The sequence below is a fragment of the Streptomyces sp. NPDC007808 genome (genome assembly GCF_042868655.1).
Classification (GTDB): Bacteria; Actinomycetota; Actinomycetes; order Streptomycetales; family Streptomycetaceae; genus Streptomyces.
In genome coordinates, this window is the sequence record NZ_JBIAEQ010000009.1 from 324,832 (window position 1) to 341,841 (window position 17,010).

At 70.0% G+C, this 17,010-nt stretch carries 18 protein-coding genes and 3 tRNA genes; 4 read left to right on the plus strand and 17 right to left on the minus strand.

Going from position 1 to position 17,010, the window contains the following annotated elements; genetic code table 11:
- The 4 genes from ACFYNL_RS32465 to ACFYNL_RS32480 all read right to left on the minus strand — a co-directional run bounded on the left by ACFYNL_RS32465 (nucleotide 1) and on the right by ACFYNL_RS32480 (nucleotide 1,100).
- Entirely contained in the window at nucleotides 1-465 is a 465-nt protein-coding gene (locus ACFYNL_RS32465; RefSeq protein ID WP_388809713.1) for a MaoC family dehydratase N-terminal domain-containing protein, read from the minus strand.
- Between the two features lie 190 nt (nucleotides 466-655).
- On the minus strand, nucleotides 656-820 hold the full coding sequence (gene rpmG / locus ACFYNL_RS32470) for a 50S ribosomal protein L33 (RefSeq protein WP_003948671.1): 165 nt from the start codon (nucleotides 818-820) through the stop codon (nucleotides 656-658).
- Nucleotides 821-908: 88 nt separating this feature from the next.
- Nucleotides 909-981: transfer RNA gene (locus ACFYNL_RS32475), tRNA-Met, on the minus strand.
- 46 nt (nucleotides 982-1,027) lie between these two features.
- Nucleotides 1,028-1,100: transfer RNA gene (locus ACFYNL_RS32480), tRNA-Thr, on the minus strand.
- 287 nt (nucleotides 1,101-1,387) lie between these two features.
- On the opposite strand from ACFYNL_RS32480, the gene ACFYNL_RS32485 reads away from it, so the two are divergent.
- Together ACFYNL_RS32485 and ACFYNL_RS32490 are read left to right on the plus strand one after the other, a co-directional pair.
- Nucleotides 1,388-2,653, plus strand: coding sequence for an amidohydrolase family protein (locus ACFYNL_RS32485; protein ID WP_388809717.1), 1,266 nt, complete (start codon nucleotides 1,388-1,390; stop codon nucleotides 2,651-2,653).
- A gap of 97 nt (nucleotides 2,654-2,750) precedes the next feature.
- On the plus strand, nucleotides 2,751-3,407 hold the full coding sequence (locus ACFYNL_RS32490; protein WP_388809720.1) for an SDR family oxidoreductase: 657 nt from the start codon (nucleotides 2,751-2,753) through the stop codon (nucleotides 3,405-3,407).
- A gap of 105 nt (nucleotides 3,408-3,512) precedes the next feature.
- On the opposite strand, the gene ACFYNL_RS32495 is transcribed toward ACFYNL_RS32490, so the two are convergent.
- The 3 genes from ACFYNL_RS32495 to ACFYNL_RS32505 all read right to left on the minus strand — a co-directional run bounded on the left by ACFYNL_RS32495 (nucleotide 3,513) and on the right by ACFYNL_RS32505 (nucleotide 5,243).
- Complete coding sequence (locus ACFYNL_RS32495) at nucleotides 3,513-3,725, minus strand: hypothetical protein (RefSeq protein ID WP_388809723.1); 213 nt, start codon at nucleotides 3,723-3,725, stop codon at nucleotides 3,513-3,515.
- A gap of 614 nt (nucleotides 3,726-4,339) precedes the next feature.
- On the minus strand, nucleotides 4,340-4,981 hold the full coding sequence (locus tag ACFYNL_RS32500) for a hypothetical protein (protein ID WP_388809725.1): 642 nt from the start codon (nucleotides 4,979-4,981) through the stop codon (nucleotides 4,340-4,342).
- A gap of 180 nt (nucleotides 4,982-5,161) precedes the next feature.
- Nucleotides 5,162-5,243: transfer RNA gene (locus ACFYNL_RS32505), tRNA-Tyr, on the minus strand.
- A gap of 224 nt (nucleotides 5,244-5,467) precedes the next feature.
- Between ACFYNL_RS32505 and ACFYNL_RS32510 the strand changes: the two genes are divergently transcribed.
- Nucleotides 5,468-5,956, plus strand: a complete 489-nt coding sequence (locus ACFYNL_RS32510) for a YajQ family cyclic di-GMP-binding protein (protein ID WP_019756392.1) — start codon at nucleotides 5,468-5,470, stop codon at nucleotides 5,954-5,956.
- 142 nt (nucleotides 5,957-6,098) lie between these two features.
- On the opposite strand, the gene ACFYNL_RS32515 is transcribed toward ACFYNL_RS32510, so the two are convergent.
- Nucleotides 6,099-6,365, minus strand: a complete 267-nt coding sequence (locus ACFYNL_RS32515; RefSeq protein ID WP_388809727.1) for a GlsB/YeaQ/YmgE family stress response membrane protein — start codon at nucleotides 6,363-6,365, stop codon at nucleotides 6,099-6,101.
- A 137-nt stretch (nucleotides 6,366-6,502) separates the two neighbouring features.
- Here ACFYNL_RS32515 and ACFYNL_RS32520 point away from each other — a divergent pair, with 137 nt between their 5' ends.
- Complete coding sequence (locus ACFYNL_RS32520; RefSeq protein ID WP_388809730.1) at nucleotides 6,503-7,771, plus strand: APC family permease; 1,269 nt, start codon at nucleotides 6,503-6,505, stop codon at nucleotides 7,769-7,771.
- 149 nt (nucleotides 7,772-7,920) lie between these two features.
- On the opposite strand, the gene ACFYNL_RS32525 is transcribed toward ACFYNL_RS32520, so the two are convergent.
- From ACFYNL_RS32525 to ACFYNL_RS32565, 9 genes are all read right to left on the minus strand, one after another.
- The gene (locus ACFYNL_RS32525) at nucleotides 7,921-8,487 is read right to left on the minus strand and encodes an SMI1/KNR4 family protein (RefSeq protein WP_388809733.1); all 567 of its coding nucleotides are present in this window, start codon (nucleotides 8,485-8,487) and stop codon (nucleotides 7,921-7,923) included.
- Nucleotides 8,488-8,628: 141 nt separating this feature from the next.
- On the minus strand, nucleotides 8,629-9,024 hold the full coding sequence (locus ACFYNL_RS32530) for a YccF domain-containing protein (protein WP_388809736.1): 396 nt from the start codon (nucleotides 9,022-9,024) through the stop codon (nucleotides 8,629-8,631).
- Nucleotides 9,021-9,881 (minus strand): zinc metalloprotease HtpX, encoded by an 861-nt coding sequence (gene htpX / locus ACFYNL_RS32535; protein WP_388809738.1) that lies wholly within the window; start codon nucleotides 9,879-9,881, stop codon nucleotides 9,021-9,023. The genes ACFYNL_RS32530 and htpX overlap by 4 nt, the downstream gene beginning before the upstream one ends.
- Before the next feature lie 262 nt (nucleotides 9,882-10,143).
- Nucleotides 10,144-11,667, minus strand: a complete 1,524-nt coding sequence (locus ACFYNL_RS32540; RefSeq protein WP_388809740.1) for an NADH-quinone oxidoreductase subunit N — start codon at nucleotides 11,665-11,667, stop codon at nucleotides 10,144-10,146.
- A complete protein-coding gene (locus ACFYNL_RS32545) occupies nucleotides 11,664-13,238 on the minus strand; it encodes a NuoM family protein (RefSeq protein WP_388809742.1) in 1,575 nt (524 codons plus the stop codon). The genes ACFYNL_RS32540 and ACFYNL_RS32545 overlap by 4 nt, the downstream gene beginning before the upstream one ends.
- 6 nt (nucleotides 13,239-13,244) lie before the next feature.
- The gene (locus ACFYNL_RS32550) at nucleotides 13,245-15,239 is read right to left on the minus strand and encodes an NADH-quinone oxidoreductase subunit L (RefSeq protein ID WP_388809745.1); all 1,995 of its coding nucleotides are present in this window, start codon (nucleotides 15,237-15,239) and stop codon (nucleotides 13,245-13,247) included.
- Complete coding sequence (gene nuoK, locus ACFYNL_RS32555) at nucleotides 15,236-15,625, minus strand: NADH-quinone oxidoreductase subunit NuoK (protein ID WP_388809747.1); 390 nt, start codon at nucleotides 15,623-15,625, stop codon at nucleotides 15,236-15,238. The genes ACFYNL_RS32550 and nuoK overlap by 4 nt, the downstream gene beginning before the upstream one ends.
- Nucleotides 15,625-16,344, minus strand: coding sequence for an NADH-quinone oxidoreductase subunit J (locus ACFYNL_RS32560; RefSeq protein WP_388809749.1), 720 nt, complete (start codon nucleotides 16,342-16,344; stop codon nucleotides 15,625-15,627). The genes nuoK and ACFYNL_RS32560 overlap by 1 nt, the downstream gene beginning before the upstream one ends.
- Nucleotides 16,341-17,009, minus strand: a complete 669-nt coding sequence (locus ACFYNL_RS32565; protein ID WP_388809752.1) for a NuoI/complex I 23 kDa subunit family protein — start codon at nucleotides 17,007-17,009, stop codon at nucleotides 16,341-16,343. Before ACFYNL_RS32565 ends, ACFYNL_RS32560 begins: the two co-directional genes overlap by 4 nt.
- Nucleotide 17,010: the final 1 nt, after the last annotated feature.

Genomic DNA, 17,010 nt, shown 5'->3' on the forward strand with positions numbered 1-17,010 from the left:
TCAGGCCTCCCCTTCCGCGGAGTCGGCCGGGCGAGCCACCAGCTTCGTCCAGGCGGTCACCACGTGCTCACCCGCCTCGTCGTGGACCTCGCCACGGATGTCCAGAATCTCGTTGCCCGCCATGGTCTTGATCGCCTCGATGGTCGAGGTGACGGTCAGCCGGTCACCGGCGCGCACCGGGCGGGTGTAGGCGAACTTCTGGTCACCGTGCACCACACGGCTGTAGTCCAGGCCGAGTTGCGGGTCCTGGACGACCTGTCCCGCTGCCTTGAAGGTGATCGCGAACACGAAGGTCGGCGGGGCGATCACATCGGAATGGCCGAGCGCCTTGGCGGCCTCCGGGTCCGTGAACGCCGGGTTGGTGTCCCCCACCGCCTCCGCGAACTCACGGATCTTTTCCCGACCCACCTCATAAGGGTCGGTGGGCGGGTAGCTCCGCCCCACGAAGGACTGGTCGAGCGCCATGGCTCGGCACCTCCTGATGTCTGCTGTGGTTGACCTGCTGTGCGCACGGCCGATCCGTCCCGCCCATACGTCAGGGCGATCACATCCGGCCGTTTTCATCCGCGACGGGCCGGAACCGACCGGTAACCAGGGCGGAAACGACGCGAGGCCGCCCCCAGACTGTGGGGACGGCCTCGTGTACGAGCCTGATTTATCGCGTCTCGCGGTGCGCGGTGTGCGCGTTGCAACGCGGGCAGTGCTTCTTCATCTCAAGACGGTCCGGGTTGTTACGCCGGTTCTTCTTGGTGATGTAGTTCCGCTCCTTGCACTCCACGCAGGCCAGCGTGATCTTCGGGCGGACGTCGGTGGCAGCCACGTGAGTGCTCCTTGACGAACGGATAGACTGATTAACGCAAGCAAGAGTAGCCGATCGAAGGACCGACCCCGCAATCGGCTACTGTCAGTAGCGGTGACCGGACTTGAACCGGTGACACAGCGATTATGAGCCGCTTGCTCTACCGACTGAGCTACACCGCTGTGATGCGATCGGGACCCGCCTTGCGGCGGGAACCTCTCACACCAGAGCCCCAAAACGGAATCGAACCGTTGACCTTCTCCTTACCATGGAGACGCTCTGCCGACTGAGCTATTGGGGCGAGCGATGAAGACATTACACGCTCGGCCGCCGTTCACCCAAATCCGTTTCGCGGCACCGTCCGGAGGTCCGATCGGATGACCGCACCGACGCCTCACAGGCCACAGCGGTGGCCGGGCAGCGGCTGCCGTTCGGCGGACCACACCGGTACGACTATTGCGCTCCTGCGCGCCGGCACCGTGTCCCCACCCTAGGCTCGTCTCACTCTGCGTGATCTTGCGTGCCCGGCGCAGTTCCCCGGCGCCGTCCCCGCAGCCCCGCCGCGCCGCCCCGAGCCTCTGGAACGCGATGCCCGACAGCCAGCCCCAACCGCCCCACTCCTCGTCCTCGTCGGGCCCGTCCGGACCGGCCGACCCGGCCGGGCTGCTGCTGTGCGGGGCCCGCCTCACCGACGGCCGGACCGTGGACGTACGGCTGGGCGGCGGGCGCATCGAGGCGGTCGGCACGGCCGGGAGCCTGACGGGGGACGGCACGCGCGCGTGCGGCGCACGTGTGGACCTCGGCGGCTATCTGCTGCTGCCGGCGCCTGCCGAGGCGCACGCCCACGCCGACACCGCGCTCTCCGCCGACGTGGGCGGACCGGTCTCCTACGACGCCCAGGACGTCCAGCGCCGGGCCACCGAGGCGGCCCTGCTCCAACTCGGGCACGGTGCGACCGCGCTGCGGGCGCATGTACGCGTGGGCGACGTCCAGGGTCTGGGCGCGCTGACCGCCGTGCTTCAGGCCCGGCGTTCACTGCGCGGGCTCACCGAGCTGACGACGGTCGCGGTGCCCCGGCTGCTGACCGGCGTGGCCGGCGCCGAAGGGCTCGCGATGCTGCGGGACGCGGTGAAGATGGGTGCGTCGGTGGTCGGCGGCTGCCCGGACCTCGACCCGGATCCCACGGGGTACGTGGAAGCGGTCCTGGAAGTCGCCTCGGAGCACGGCTGCCCCGTCGACCTGCACACCGACGCCGCCGACCCGGCACGCCTGGCCCGCCTCGCCGCGATGGCCGGCGGGCTGCGCCCCGGCGTGACGCTCGGCCCCTGCGGCGGCCTGGGGCGGTTGCCGACCCAGGTGGCCTCCCGCACCGCGGACCAACTCGCGGCGGCCGGGGTGACGGTGGTCTGCCTGCCGCAGGGCGGCTGCGGGGGCGTGGAACGGCGCGGCACGGCACCCGTACGACTGCTGCGCTCCGCCGGGGTACGCGTCGCGGCCGGAAGCGGCGCTCTGAGGGACGTGTCCAACCCCGTGGGGCGCGGCGACCCGCTGGAGGCCGCCTACCTGCTGTCCTCCCGCCACGGGCTGCGCCCGGAGGACTCGTACGACGCCGTGAGCGCGTCGGCGCGTGCGGTGCTGGGCCTGCCCGAGGTACGGGTGGAGGCGGGCTTCCCCGCGGAGTTGCTGGCGGTGCGCGGGGACCGGCTTGCGGGGGCGCTCTCGCTGGCGTACAGCCGCATCGTGGTGCACCGGGGGCGCGTGGTGGCGCGGACGAGCGCGGTGCGGGAGTACTGCAACTCGGCTGCGGCGGTGGAGTTGGGGTTGCCGCGGCAGGGGCGGGGAGAGTTGTCCTGAGGGTGGGCGGCCACCCCGTGGCCCACCGGTGTGGCGCGCATGGGGCCTGGCTGAACTCGTGCGGCGGATGCGGCCGTCCGGGCGTACGGTCGGAGACATGCGCATTGTCATCGCTGGTGGTCATGGTCAGATCGCGCTGCGGCTGGAGAGGCTGCTCGCCGGGCGCGGGGACGAGGTCGCGGGGATCATCCGCAAGGCCGAACAGGGCGACGACCTGCGGGAGGCCGGTGCCGAACCCGTGCTGCTGGACCTGGAGTCGGCCTCCGTCGAGGAGGTCGCGGAGTGTATGCGAGGAGCGGACGCGGCGGTCTTCGCGGCCGGCGCGGGCCCGGGCAGCGGGTCGACCCGCAAGGACACGGTGGACCGGGGGGCTGCGGTCCTGTTCGCGGACGCGGCGGTCCGGGCGGGCGTACGCCGCTTCGTGGTGGTGTCGTCGATGGGTGCCGACCCGAAGCACGAGGGGGACGAGGTCTTCGACGTCTACCAGCGCGCCAAGGGTGAGGCCGACGCCTACGTTCGCGGCCTCGACGCCCTGGACTGGACGATCCTGCGCCCCGGCATGCTGACGAACGACGCCGGAACGGGCCTGGTGCGCCTGGAGGCCCACACCGGCCGCGGCCCGATCCCACGCGACGACGTGGCCGCCGTGCTGGCGGAGTTGCTCGACACCCCGGCGACGGCGGGCCTGACGCTCGAACTGGTCAGCGGCTCCGCTCCGGTCTCGGTGGCGGTGAAGTCGGTGGCGGGAAACTGACGTTGTACGTCGCGGGGTTCGCCGCGGGGCAGGGGGCGCCGGCCGAACGAGGCTCGGTAGGGCAAGCAGAAGATCGGTAGAGCCTTCAGAAGAGTGGTAGCGCCTTCAGAAGAGTGGGAGCTGGCCGGGGAAGTCCGGCACGGTGTATCCGTCCAACGCGGGCTGCGCGGCGCCCAGTTGAGCCTGGCGGCGAGATCCCGGACACGAGACGAGCTCGCCGGTCTCCCGAGCGCCGGGCGGGTCGTGCCTGGCGAACCGGCCGGCGACGACCGCGATCTCGCGACGGCACTCGGGACAGCTTCTGCGACGCATGGCCATGGGATCAGTGTGCCCCCGGCCACTGACAGTGGAATGCGAAGACCTTCGGCATCCGGTCGCGCTGGCCCTTCCGGCTTCCGGCCGTCGCTGCGTAGATCACACCCACCGGCCCCCACGGGGCCGGCGCGGGCTCGGGGCTCGGGGCTGCGCTCATGCCTTCGGCCCGCGCCGCCCCGGCCCCGGCCCCGCGCCACACGTTGCCCCGGGATGATCCCGCTTCACGCTCCGATCCCGCCGAGGGCCGATGCACCGGACCGATTCTGATTCCCCTCCCCGGCCCACACCGCCACGCCGAGCCCTGGGGGAAGACGGCATTGCCCACGGGCTCGGACGCACGGTGCCGCCATGGACCCAAAGGACGCTTAGTGCTCCAAAAGCAGGTGCGCGACGGCTTGGGCTTCGTTGGATCATGCGGGCCGTGGTGGGCGGGATCGTGGGGGCTGGGGCGGTCGGCTCCACGACTTTAGCCAGCCACTTTGGCGCGAGCCTCGAAGATCATGGCCCCAACGTCGTGCTTTAACGGGCAGGTCAACAGACTGCCCGACGCGCCGGAAGCTTACGGGGCCATGATCACTCGCGCCAAAGCAGCTCCCGGCCAAAGTCGCTCCACCGACCTATCTGGCCAGCGCATCGACGATCATCGCAACCAGTGACGTGAGAGCCGCGAGAGCGCCAAGGATTGCTGGTAGTACTCCCGATCGTTCCGAGGTAGACGCTGCTGGCTCCGGACTCTCATTGATCACTTTGGTGTCAATGAAGTAGTGATCCACAGTAAGTCGGGGCTTGCCCTGAGCGATCAGAGAGATCGTCACAGAGTGCCCGGCAGGCATCAACTCGGGGCCGTACTTGACTTGGCTGCCGCTCACCTGGAATGCGCTACCCGTCGGACTGTCGAGCAGCACGACAGGGCGACCCAGGTCAAACTTGATCGGTCTCCCCTGGTCATAGTGCTCACTCGCTACGGCATGACGCCCTGTACTCCGCAACCGAAGCTTGACGACATGCGGATCCCGTAGATCTTCTCCGTTGTAGTTGACCGTGAGAGCTCCCGGCAGGGCATGCGCGTCACCGGCCAAGAGCCTGGAGATATCCATCCTGTACGAGATAGCCCGATTCGCCGGGAAGAGCGCTCGCCGAGCGTAGAGAACGCCCACCACGCCAGCAATCAGGGCGAGAAGCGCAATGATGATCGTGACGAGGTTGAACCCTCGGCCCTCAAGCCAGTCCGCAGCCATGAAGCTGTCCCCCACGCTCACGCCAGACCTTCTTGTTCGCTTGCCCTTGTCGGCCCGCCCAGCGCCGTGTCATTCGCTTGCGGCGTGCCACTCGCGTGCCAGATCAGACGGGGAGCGACAGGGAATGACGGCGAATCGCGGGATGCAGATGCAGGAACGGTCCCTGACCGCTTGCGCTGGTCAGGGACCGTTTCCCCAGTGTGGCGGCGCCAGGATTCGAACCTGGGAAGGCTGAGCCGGCAGATTTACAGTCTGCTCCCTTTGGCCGCTCGGGCACACCGCCGGGTTTGCTGCCCTTCGCACCACTTTTCGGCGGTGCTCCCTGGCAACGACGTAAACAATACCCGATGGACAGGGGTGCTTCGCCACCCGATTGATCGCCTCCCGCGGGACGACGGGTGGCTAGGCTTGTCCGGATGCGGTCCGGGTCTGCCCCGGGCTCGGCGGCCACCCCCACGCCCGCCGAAACGCACCTCACACGCACCCCGATACAAGGAGCCACAGGACATGGCCGACTCCAGTTTCGACATCGTCTCGAAGGTCGAGCGGCAGGAGGTCGACAACGCCCTCAACCAGGCCGCCAAGGAGATCTCGCAGCGCTACGACTTCAAGGGCGTGGGTGCCTCGATCTCGTGGTCCGGTGACAAGATCCTGATGGAGGCGAACTCCGAGGACCGGGTCAAGGCTGTCCTCGACGTCTTCCAGTCCAAGCTGATCAAGCGCGGGATCTCTCTGAAGGCCCTGGACGCGGGCGAGCCCCAGCTCTCGGGCAAGGAGTACAAGATCTTCGCGTCGATCGAGGAGGGCATCTCCCAGGAGAACGCGAAGAAGGTGGCGAAGATCATTCGCGACGAGGGCCCGAAGGGCGTGAAGGCCCAGGTGCAGGGCGATGAGCTGCGTGTCAGCTCCAAGAGCCGGGACGACCTCCAGGCTGTGATCGCCCTGCTGAAGGGCAAGGACTTCGACTTCGCGCTGCAGTTCGTGAACTACCGGTGAACCGCTGAGCCGGTGCCGGATCCGGCGCGCGGTTCAGTCGCGCCTCGCATGCGGCTGCGGCAGCGTACGAGGAAGGGTGGGCACCGTGCCGGTGCCCACCCTTCTCGTCCGTCGGCCGCGGTTCGGGGCCTGTCCGCCTCGCTCAGTCGCGTGAGTGGCCGAACAGGATGCGGTAGGCGATCAGGAGCACGAGGGAACCACCGATCGCGGCGGCCCAGGTGGCGCCGTCGTAGAAGTCCTTCGAGACGGGGTGGTCCAGCCAGCGGGCCGAGATCCAGCCCCCGAGGAATGCGCCCGCGACGCCGATGACCGTGGTGCCGATGAGACCGCCGGGGTCACGACCCGGCAGCAGGAACTTGGCGATGGCCCCGGCCAGCAGCCCCAGAATGATCCAGCTGATGATCGTCATGCCGTGAACCTGCCCTTCCGCGCTGTGCCTGCACTCTCCCGGCACTGTGATTTCGGGCGCGAGTTGTTCGTGATCTGTTGATGAACAGGACGTCGCGACGGAACACGGCGGTTGCGGCGATCAGTAGGGTTCGGGCCATGGTTCAGTCCCACTCCTCCCCTGAGCTGCGGCGCTCCCTGGGCCTGGGCGACGCTGTGGTCATCGGGCTCGGCTCGATGGTCGGGGCCGGTGTCTTCGCCGCCCTTGCCCCTGCCGCGCGTGCGGCCGGATCCGGTCTCCTGCTCGGGCTCGCCGTCGCGGCGATGGTCGCGTACTGCAACGCCACGTCGTCGGCACGGCTTGCCGCCCTGTACCCGGCCTCGGGCGGCACCTACGTCTACGGGCGCGAGCGGCTCGGGGAGTTCTGGGGGTATCTCGCGGGCTGGTCGTTCGTCGTCGGCAAGACGGCCTCCTGCGCGGCGATGGCACTCACCGTGGGCGCGTACCTGTGGCCGGAGCAGGCACACGCGGTGGCGGTCGCGGCCCTGGTGGCACTGACCGCCGTGAACTACGGCGGAGTCCAGAAGTCCGCCTGGCTGACGCGGGCGATCGTGGCCGTCGTCCTGGCTGTCCTCGCCTGTGTCGTCGTCGTGTGTCTGGGGTCCGGGGAGTCCGACGCCGGACGCCTGGACGTCGGGGCCTCGGGCGGCGTGGGCGGGGTGCTGCAGGCGGCAGGGCTGCTGTTCTTCGCCTTCGCCGGCTACGCCCGGATCGCGACCCTCGGCGAGGAGGTACGGGACCCCGCGCGGACCATCCCGCGGGCGATTCCGCTGGCCCTGGGCATCGCCCTGGTGGTGTACACGTGTGTGGCGGTGGCTGTCCTTTCGGTGCTGGGCGCGGAGGGCCTCGGGCACGCCGGCGCGCCGCTGGCCGACGCCGTGCGGGCGGCCGGGGTACCGGGGTTGTCGCCCGTGGTTCGGGTGGGCGCGGCCGTCGCGGCGCTGGGCTCCCTGCTCGCCCTGATCCTCGGCGTCTCAAGGACCACGCTGGCCATGTCCCGCGACCGGCATCTGCCGCACGCCCTGGCAGCCGTGCATCCGCGCTTCCAGGTGCCGCACCGGGCCGAGCTCGCCGTGGGTGCGGTGGTCGCGGTCCTGGCCGCCACGGTGGACGTGCGCGGTGCGATCGGGTTCTCCTCCTTCGGGGTGCTGGCGTACTACGCGGTCGCCAACGCGTCGGCCTGGACTCTCGACGCTGCGCCGCGCGCACGGTTCGTGCCGGCGCTGGGGCTTCTCGGTTGTCTGGTGCTGGCGTTCTCGTTGCCGGAGGCCGCCGTCGTGACCGGTGCGGCGGTGCTGGCTGCGGGTGTGGGCGTGTACGGCGTACGACGGTGGGTGGCGAGGCGGGCGGGCGCACGGGGGCGGTAGACCGTCGTCGGTGGCCGCGAGTCGGTGGCGCGAGTCGGTGCGTGTCCGGATGGGGGGTGCGGGGTGCGGGGTCGCCAGGGGGCGTCCGCCTTGCGCCACCGGTGCAGTTCGCGGCCTGTCTGCCGGCTGGGCTGTGGGTTCGCGGCTCGTCAGGAAGCCTGTATCGGTGCCGTCCGTATGCGGAGGTCGGTCCAAGGAGCCATCTCCATGCCCTCGCTCGCCTCCTCGTACCAGCCGGTGCCGTCGACCCAGGCACGCAGCCAGCCTTCGAGGCTCGGGGCGTCGACGTACCAGGCCTCGTCGGCGTCATCGGCGTTCGGCTCGAAGAGCAGGACGGTGGTGTGAGGGCTTCGGCAGTCCACGCAGGCGTACATCGCGCAGCCCCAGTGGGATATCGGCAGGACGCCCTCGGGCCAGGGCCAGTCGGGGTCCTGGCGGGCGCTCTCCCGGTTGGCGAGGTACTGGGTGACGGCGGCGGGCTCGCCGGCCGGAGGGCTGTCGAGCAGCGGCAACAGGCCGTACTCCGGGCCGAACCCGCCGTCTCCTATACGCAGGTAGAGGTCGGCGAGCAGCGGGGGCAGGCGGAAGCCGAGGGCGGCCTCGGCGCGGGCCACGGCGGCCGCGTCCACAGGCTCGGGAAGGGAAGTCCAGCCCCACGGGCGGGTGTTGCGAGCCTTGTCCGCCACCCGCGTCAGCAACTGCTCGATCTCGGTCATGCATTCATGATGCAAGCCGCCACTGACAATCGGTCCGGCCTGTGGACAACCACCGGATTGTGGAAACCTCGTGGCCTCCGTCCCCGCCCCGCCGAAGCCACCGCCTCGCTGCGCCGGGGCCACCGCCCTCGCACCAAGGCGCTACCAGCTCTGGGCGAACGGCCTGTCCGTGGACACGATTTCGCGGCCCAGCGGGAACAGCGACACCGGGATCAGCTTGAAGTTGGCGATGCCGAACGGGATGCCGATGATCGTGACGCAGAGGGCGAGGCCCGTGACGATATGGCCGATGGCCAGCCACCAGCCCGCGAGGACGAGCCACAGCACGTTGCCGACGCAGGACGGGGCTCCGGCGTCGCGGCGCTCGACCGTCGTGTATCCGAAGGGCCACAGGGCGTAGACGCCGATACGGAAGGCCGCGACACCGAACGGGATACCGATGATGGTGATGCACAGGAGCACGCCCGCGAGCAGGTAGCCGAGGCACAGCCAGAAGCCGCTCAGGACGAGCCATATGACGTTCAGAATGGTCTTCACTGGGGGCCTGCCATCTTCTCCAGCCGGGCGATACGCTCCGCCATCGGCGGGTGGGTCGAGAACATCTTGGAAAACCCCTGACCCGGGCGGAAGGGGTTGGCGATCATCATGTGACTGGCTGTCTCGATGCGGGGCTCCGGGGGCAGCGGCAGCTGCTTGGTGCCTCGTTCGAGCTTGCGCAGGGCGCTGGCGAGGGCGAGGGGGTCCCCGGTGAGCTGGGCGCCCGACGCGTCGGCCTCGTACTCCCGCGAGCGGCTGATGGCCAGCTGGATGAGCGAGGCGGCGAGCGGGCCCAGGATCATGATCAACAGCATACCGAGGAGGCCGGGACCGTCGTCGTCATCGGACCGCCCGATCGGGATCAGCCAAGCGAAGTTGACCAGGAACATGATCACCGAGGCAAGGGCACCGGCGACCGACGAGATCAGGATGTCGCGGTTGTAGACGTGGCTCAACTCGTGGCCGATGACTCCGCGCAGTTCGCGTTCGTCGAGGAGGCGCAGGATCCCTTCGGTGCAGCACACGGCTGCGTTGCGCGGGTTGCGGCCCGTGGCGAAGGCGTTCGGCGCCTCCGTCGGAGAGATGTAGAGGCGGGGCATGGGCTGGCGGGCCTGGGTGGAGAGCTCGCGGACCATGCGATAGAGCCCCGGGGCCTCGAACTCGCTGACCGGGCGTGCGCGCATCGCGCGCAGCGCCAGTTTGTCGCTGTTCCAGTACGCGTACGCGTTCGTGGCCAGCGCGATCAGGACCGCGACGACGAGCCCCATACGGCCGAAGAAGCTGCCGATGACGATGATGAGGGCGGACAGTCCTCCGAGGAGTACTGCGGTCCTGAGCCCGTTGTGCCGGCGGTGCACGGTACGCCCTCCAAGTGGTGCGGCAGGGGAACCCTTTACTGGTCGATCTCGACGCCACTGGTGCCGTGATGTCACGTCCAGTGGACCCTTCTGTACTGGTCAACGCCAGGCGAGGGCCCCGGGTTCCCTGGTGCGTACGGCTGCGGGCGTGAGCCGTACGGGTGAGGGCTCCGGCGCCGCCGACCACGCGCGCGTGGAGGCCGGTACCCCACGCGTGCGTGGAGACCGGGTGCCCCGCGCGCGAAGGGAATGCGCCAGGAGCTCAGAAGAGGCCGGTGTCCGCGAAACGCAGAATCAGCTGGGGGGCTCCCGACAGGGCGATGCCGACGATGCCGGTGAGAGCCATCGTGGCCGTCACGGGCGCGGGGACGAGGTGCTTGACGGGCTCGCCCTCGGAGGCGCGGAACAGCAGGGCCGTCCACTGCAGGTAGTAGAACAGCGCGATCACGACGTTGACGGCCATGACCACGGCCAGCCAGCCGAGCCCCGCGTCTACGGCTGCGGAGAAGACGGTGACCTTGGCGAAGAGGCCGATGATGCCCGGCGGGAGTCCGGCGAGGCAGAGCAGGAAGAAGGCCAGGATCAGGGCGGACAGGGGGTTGCGGGCGTACAGGCCCCGGTAGTCGCTGATGCGGTTGAGGGTCTTCGTACGGCCCACGAGTGCGACCACCGCGAAGGCACCGAGGTTCACGGCGGCGTACATGAGGGCGTAGGCGACGGTCGAGCCGATCGAGCGCTCGGCGTCGTCGGAGTACGCGGCGGCGGCGATCGGCACCAGGAGGTAGCCGGCCTGGCCGACGGAGGACCAGGCGAGCAGCCGTACCGCGCTGTACGCGCGCGTGGCCTGCTGACGCAGGGCGCCGACGTTGCCGACGGTCATGGTGAGGGCGGCCAGCACCGCGAGAGCCGGTCCCCAGACGTCGGCGTACGACGGCAGCGCGATGACCGTGACGAGGATCAGGCCGGTGAAGCCGACCGCCTTGCCGACGACCGACAAGTAGGCGGCGACCGGCAGGGGCGCTCCCACGTAGGTGTCCGGTACCCAGAAGTGGAACGGCACGGCTGCCGTCTTGAAGGCGAAGCCGATCAGGGTGAGGACGACTCCGGTCTGGGCGAGGGTGTGGAGCTGTCCGTCGACGTTCTGGATCCGCTCGGCGATCTGGGTGAGGTAGAGGGTGCCCGTGGAGGCGTACACGAAGCTGATGCCCATGAGGCTGACCGCGGTCGCGGTGACCGAGGACAGGAAGAACTTCAGTGCCGCTTCCGAGGACTTGCGGTCGCCATGGCGCAGGCCGACGAGGGCGAAGGCGGGGAGCGAGGCGACTTCGAGGGCGACGATGAGGGTCGCCAGATCCCGTGAGGCCGGCAGGAGGGCGGCTCCGGCTGCGGAGGAGAGCAGCAGGAACCAGAACTCCCCTTCGGGAAGCTCCTTGTCGGCATCCTTGAGGGCCGTGACCGACAGGAGGGCCGCGAGCAGGGCGCCACCGAGGACCAGGAACTGGATGACGAGAGTGAAGCGGTCGGCCGTGTAGCTGCAGACTCCGGGATCGCCGGTGAGGCAGAAGGTGGCGCGGTCGCCGTCCAGGAGGGGCAGCAGCAGGAGCGCGGAGGCGGCCAGGCCCACGACGGACACCCAGCCGAGCAGGGCCTTCTTGGACTCCGCGACGAACAGGTCGGCGACGAGGACGACGAGTGCCACGACCGCCGCGACGGTGGGCGGCGCGATGGCGAGCCAGTCGACGGACTGGACCACGGACTCGGCGAGCGGCTGGGCCAGGGCGCTCATCGGGAACCTCCTGCGAGGAGCTGCTGCACGGCCGGGTCGGTCAGGCCGAGGAGGGTTTTCGGCCACAGTCCGGCGACGACGGTGAGGGCGACGAGCGGCGTCCAGGCCGCGAACTCGTAGGTCTGCACGTCGGCGAGGTTCGGGCCGTCCTGCGGGACCGCGCCCATGCAGACGCGGCGGACCACGACGAGCATGTACGCAGCGGTCAGCAGGGTGCCGAGAACGCCGATCGCCATGAACGTCAGGAAAGCCGGACGGCTGAGGCCGTCGGCGGGCTCGAACGCCCCGAACAGCGCGAGCATCTCCCCCCAGAACCCGGCCAGACCCGGCAGCCCGAGCGAGGCGACCGCCGCGAAGGCGAGCAGGCCGCCGAGGCGAGGCGCCTTGCCGTACAGGGCGGCCCCGGTCTGTTCGGCGAGGGCGTCGAGGTCGGTCGTGCCCGTACGGTCCTTCAGCGCGCCGACCAGGAAGAAGAGCAGGCCGGTGATCAGGCCGTGGGCGATGTTGGCGAAGAGGGCGCCGTTCAGGCCGGTCGGGGTCATCGTGGCGATGCCGAGCAGCACAAAGCCCATGTGGCCGACGGACGAGTACGCGATGAGGCGCTTGAGGTCGCCCTTCGCGCCCTGCCGGGCGAGCGCGAGGCACGCCAGGGATCCGTAGATGATCCCGACGACGGCGAAGGCGGCGAGGTAGGGGGCGAAATCGGCGAAGCCGTCGGGAGCGATCGGTAGGAGAATACGGACGAACCCGTACGTTCCCATCTTGAGCAGTACACCGGCCAGCAGCACCGACCCGACGGTCGGCGCGGCGGTGTGTGCATCCGGCAGCCAGCTGTGCAACGGCCACATCGGGGTCTTGACCGCGAGCCCCAGTCCGATCGCCAGAACGGCGATGACCTGTACGGATGCGGACAGCGGGCGGCCGTTGTCAGTGGCGAGTGCCACCATGTCGAACGTGCCCGCCTTGATGCCGATCAGGAGCAGGCCGAGCAGCATGACCACGGAGCCGAGCAGCGTGTAGAGGATGAACTTCCAGGCGGCCTCGGCCCGGCCCTCGCCGCCCCAGCGGGCGATGAGGAAGTACATCGGGATCAGGACCATCTCGAAGGCGAGGAAGAAGAGCAGCAGGTCGAGGACGGCGAAGGTGGCGAGGGTGCCGGACTCAAGGACGAGCAGCAGTGCGACGAAGGCCTTCGGGGTCGGGCCCGCGGGCATCTTGAAGTAGGAGTAGAGCGCGCAGAGGAAGGTCAGCAGCGCGGTCAGGACCAGCAGGGGGAGGGAGATGCCGTCGATGCCGAGGTGGATGCGCACGTCGAGTGCGGGGATCCAGCTGATGTCCGTGCTGGCCTGCATCTTCGACGGCTGGTCGTGGTCGAAGCCGAGCGCGAGGACGATCGCCGCGGCGAGGATCGCGCCGGTGACGGTGACGCCGTGCCGGAGCACGGCCTGCTCGGGCGACTTCCCCTTCAGCCCTGGCGGGGCCGGCAGGAGGGCGGCGGCCGCGCCGAGGAGCGGGCCGACGACCACGAACGCCAGAAGGAACTGCATCACGGACTCGTTGATATCGATCACGCCTGCTCACGCTCCCGTGGCGACGAGGACGACGGCGACCGCCAGGACGACGGTGCCGGCGAGCAGCGCGCTCACATAGGTCTGCACATTGCCGGTCTGGGCCCGCCGTACGGCGATGCCGAGCCAGCGGGGTAGGGCGCCCGCGCCGCGTACGTAGGTGTCGACGACCTCGCGGTCGAGGAACCGGACGAGACTCGCGCCGCCCTGGACCGGGCGGACGAACAGCGCCCGGTACACGGCGTCGAGGTGGAAGCCGACAGCGGCGTGCCGGTGCAGCGGTCCGAGCAGCACTCGCCCCGGGTCCGCGGGGTCGGGGGCGTAGGCCACTCCCCCGTACACGGGCGCATGGCTGGCGATGGCCTCCGCCTCGACCTGGGCGGCGTCGCCCTCGGGATGGGCGGCGACCGCACCCAGCGGTACGCGGGCCGCGAGGGAGGTGGTGTGGCGCCAGGCCGCGTAGGTGGCGATGCCACCGATGAGGGCCATACCCGTACCCAGGACGGAGGTGGTGAGAGTCGGGGCGAGGTCACGGCCGTCGAACCAGTCCGGCAGCACACGGTAGGCGAGTGCGCCGACGGCGAGGGAGGGGACCGCGAGCACCCACAGCACCACGGTCATGGTCAGCGGCTGCCTGCCGTGGTCAGGGGCCTCGGCGCCCCGCCCGCGGAAGGCCAGCAGCCACAGGCGCGTCGCGTAGGCGGCGGTGAGCAGGGCGGTGACCACGCCTGCGACCAGGACGGTCCAGCCCGCGGCACCCGGGACGTTCTCGGCGTGGCCGGTGGCGGCGTGCTCGGCTGCGCCGAGGACGGACTCCTTGGAGAAGAAGCCGCTGAACGGCGGGATCGCGGCCAGCGCGAGGAGGGCCACGGTCATGGTCCAGAAGGCGTCGGGGACACGGTCGCGCAGGTGGCTCATGCGGGACATGGCAGCCAGCGAGTTGGTGCCCGAGGCGTGGATGATCACGCCGGCCGCGAGGAACAGCAGGGCCTTGAAGGCACCGTGCGAGAGGAGGTGGAAGACGGCGGCACCGCGGTCGGCGACCGCGAGGGCGCCGGTCATGTAGCCGAGCTGACCGATCGTCGAGTAGGCGAGGACCCGCTTGATGTCGTCCTGGGCGAGTGCGGCGAGGCCGGAACCCGCCATCGTGACCGCGGCCATGACGGCGAGAACGATCATCGCGGCCTGGGAGGCCTCGAAGACCGGAAGGAGACGAGCGATGAAGTAGACGCCGGCGGCGACCATCGTCGCGGCGTGGATCAGCGCGGAGACGGGCGTGGGACCCGCCATCGCGTCGGGGAGCCAGGTGTGCAGCGGGAACTGCGCCGACTTGCCCGCGACACCCGCGAGAAGCAGCAGCGCGATCACGGTCGGGTGGTCGAGTCCGCCGCTCGTGACGGCGCCGAGGATCTTCGTGATGCGGAAGGACCCGGCGTCGGTGGCCAGGGCGAAGAGTCCGATGAGGAAGGGGACATCACCGAGTTTGGTCACCAGGAACGCCTTGATGGAGGCGGCCCGGGCCTCCGGCGTCTCCCAGTAGTGGCCGACCAGGAAGTACGAGCAGATGCCCATGATCTCCCAGCCGACCAGCAGCACCATGAGGTCGCCGGAGTAGACGACGAGCAGCATCGCGGAGGTGAACAAGGAGACGAGCGCGGCGTACGAGGGATAGCGCGGGTCCTCGCGCAGGTAGCCCGTCGAGTAGATCTGCACGCAGGTGGCGACGACGCCGACGAGGACGGCGACGAGTGCGGCGAAGCCGTCGATGTGCAGGGCCAGCTCGATCGGGACCGAGCCGGTGGGCGTGAGTTCGGTGGCGGCGTTGATCGCCTGGTCACCGCCCTGGCGCACGGCGACCACCGCGGCGAGCACGAGGGCCGCGAGCGTCGGCAGGACGGCCAGCGGGCGCACGAAGCCGGGGGCCGTGCGGCCCAGGAGCAGGCCGGTCGCGGCGCCCAGGAACGGCAGGAGGGGGACCAGTACGGCGAGGGTGGTCGTGGTCACGCGGTGGCCTCAGCCTTCTCGGCCTGTCCGGCTGTCAGGGCGTCGTGGTCGGCGCCGTCGGAGTCGTGACCTTCGGCGGTGTCGCGGAGTCTGTCGATGTCCGAGGTGCCGCGGTTGCGGTGAACGGCGAGGACGATCGCCAGGCCGATGCCGATCTCGGCGGCGGCGATGGTGATCGTGAAGAGGGTCAGTGCCTGGCCGGAGTGCAGGGTCTCCTCGGCGGCCTTGCTGAGCCAGACGTCGAAGGCGACCAGGTTGAGGTTGACGGCGTTGAGCATCAGCTCGACCGACATCAGGACCAGGATCGCGTTGCGGCGGGCGAGGACGCCGTACAGGCCGGTGCAGAAGAGGAGGGCGGAGAGGACGGCGGGATAGGCAAGGTGCATCAGCGGGCGCCTTCCTGCTCGGCCGACTCAGTTCCCTCGGACGCTCCGTTTCGCCCGATCGGGTGATTCCGGGAATCCGGGACGGATGGGGAACTCCCGGTCACCGCCCGGGAGTTCACAGGGGGAGAGCTCGACTCCGCCTTCGCCTTGCGGGACAGGACGATCGCGCCGACCAGTGCGGCGAGGAGCAGGACGGAGAGGCCCTCGAAGGGGAGGACCCAGTTCTGGAAGAGGCTCTCGCCGGTGGCTTTCGTGGAGCCCGCGGCGGGACCGTCGAGGTCGATCCACGTCGCGCGGAAGGCGTCGACCACGACCCAGACGAGGGTGGCCGCGGACGCCAGGGCCACGGCGCGGGCGGCCCAGCGGTTGCCGGAGTCGGCGTCCGGGGAACGGCCGATCGGTGCCCTGGTGAGCATCAGACCGAACAGGAGGAGGACGACGACGGAACCGACATAGATGAGGACCTGCACCCAGGCGATGAACTCGGCGGTGAGCAGGAGGTACTCCACGGCGAGGCCGCCGAGCGTGACCACCAGCCACAGGGCGGCGTGCACGAGTTGTCGGGTGGTGACGGTGACCAGCGCGGCGCCGAAGGTGACCAGGCCGACGAGAAGGAAGGCGATCTCCACCCCGGTCGGGGAGAGGAAGCCGTGGGTTTCGGTGGCGGCCCTGGTGGTCGGGCCCCCCGCGAGAAGGCCCGCGGTTGTGGCGAGGGTCATTCCCGGCCCTCCTGCCTCGGCTGGTCCGTTTGCTGCTGGGACTCCCCCGCCGGCCGGGTGGGCTGCTCGGCAGCGCGGGCCTGCTGCTCGGCGTGCGGCTCGGTCTCCGTGGGGGTGGCGGGTGCGGCGGCCGCGTCCTGCCGCTGGGCTGCCAACTTCTCGGCGGCCTTGCGGGCGGTGGCGATCTCCTTGGGCTCCTCCGCGCCGGGGTCGAGGGCGGGCGGGGCCGGGACGGTCCACATCCACTCGCGGAGCTTGTCGCGCTCGTGGGTGAGGTCGCGGATGTCGGTCTCGGCGTACTCGAACTCCGGAGACCAGAACAGGGCGTCGAAAGGACAGACCTCGATGCAGATACCGCAGTACATGCACAGGGAGAAGTCGATGGCGAAGCGGTCGAGGACGTTGCGGCTGCGCTCCCGTCCGCCGGGGGTCGCCGCCGGGACCGTCTCCTTGTGGGAGTCGATGTAGATGCACCAGTCCGGGCACTCGCGGGCGCACAGCATGCAGACCGTGCAGTTCTCCTCGAACAGGCCGATCACTCCGCGGGTGCGGGGCGGCAGATCGGGCTGGGTGTCCGGGTACTGCGCGGTGACGGACTTCTTCGTCATCGTGCGGAGGGTGACGGCCAGGCCCTTGGCCAGGCCACTGCCAGGAATGGGGGCCATG

What these genes read in the sequence shown, in the direction of transcription:
- ACFYNL_RS32465 (WP_388809713.1), bottom strand. Translation starts at nt 465, where the DNA reads ATGGCGCTCGACCAGTCCTTCGTGGGGCGGAGCTACCCGCCCACCGAC.
- ACFYNL_RS32485 (WP_388809717.1), top strand. Translation starts at nt 1,388, where the DNA reads ATGCCCGACAGCCAGCCCCAACCGCCCCACTCCTCGTCCTCGTCGGGC.
- ACFYNL_RS32490 (WP_388809720.1), top strand. Translation starts at nt 2,751, where the DNA reads ATGCGCATTGTCATCGCTGGTGGTCATGGTCAGATCGCGCTGCGGCTG.
- ACFYNL_RS32495 (WP_388809723.1), bottom strand. Translation starts at nt 3,725, where the DNA reads ATGGCCATGCGTCGCAGAAGCTGTCCCGAGTGCCGTCGCGAGATCGCG.
- ACFYNL_RS32510 (WP_019756392.1), top strand. Translation starts at nt 5,468, where the DNA reads ATGGCCGACTCCAGTTTCGACATCGTCTCGAAGGTCGAGCGGCAGGAG.
- ACFYNL_RS32515 (WP_388809727.1), bottom strand. Translation starts at nt 6,365, where the DNA reads ATGACGATCATCAGCTGGATCATTCTGGGGCTGCTGGCCGGGGCCATC.
- ACFYNL_RS32520 (WP_388809730.1), top strand. Translation starts at nt 6,503, where the DNA reads ATGGTTCAGTCCCACTCCTCCCCTGAGCTGCGGCGCTCCCTGGGCCTG.
- ACFYNL_RS32525 (WP_388809733.1), bottom strand. Translation starts at nt 8,487, where the DNA reads ATGACCGAGATCGAGCAGTTGCTGACGCGGGTGGCGGACAAGGCTCGC.
- ACFYNL_RS32540 (WP_388809740.1), bottom strand. Translation starts at nt 11,667, where the DNA reads ATGAGCGCCCTGGCCCAGCCGCTCGCCGAGTCCGTGGTCCAGTCCGTC.
- nuoK (WP_388809747.1), bottom strand. Translation starts at nt 15,625, where the DNA reads ATGCACCTTGCCTATCCCGCCGTCCTCTCCGCCCTCCTCTTCTGCACC.
- ACFYNL_RS32560 (WP_388809749.1), bottom strand. Translation starts at nt 16,344, where the DNA reads ATGACCCTCGCCACAACCGCGGGCCTTCTCGCGGGGGGCCCGACCACC.
- ACFYNL_RS32565 (WP_388809752.1), bottom strand. Translation starts at nt 17,009, where the DNA reads ATGGCCCCCATTCCTGGCAGTGGCCTGGCCAAGGGCCTGGCCGTCACC.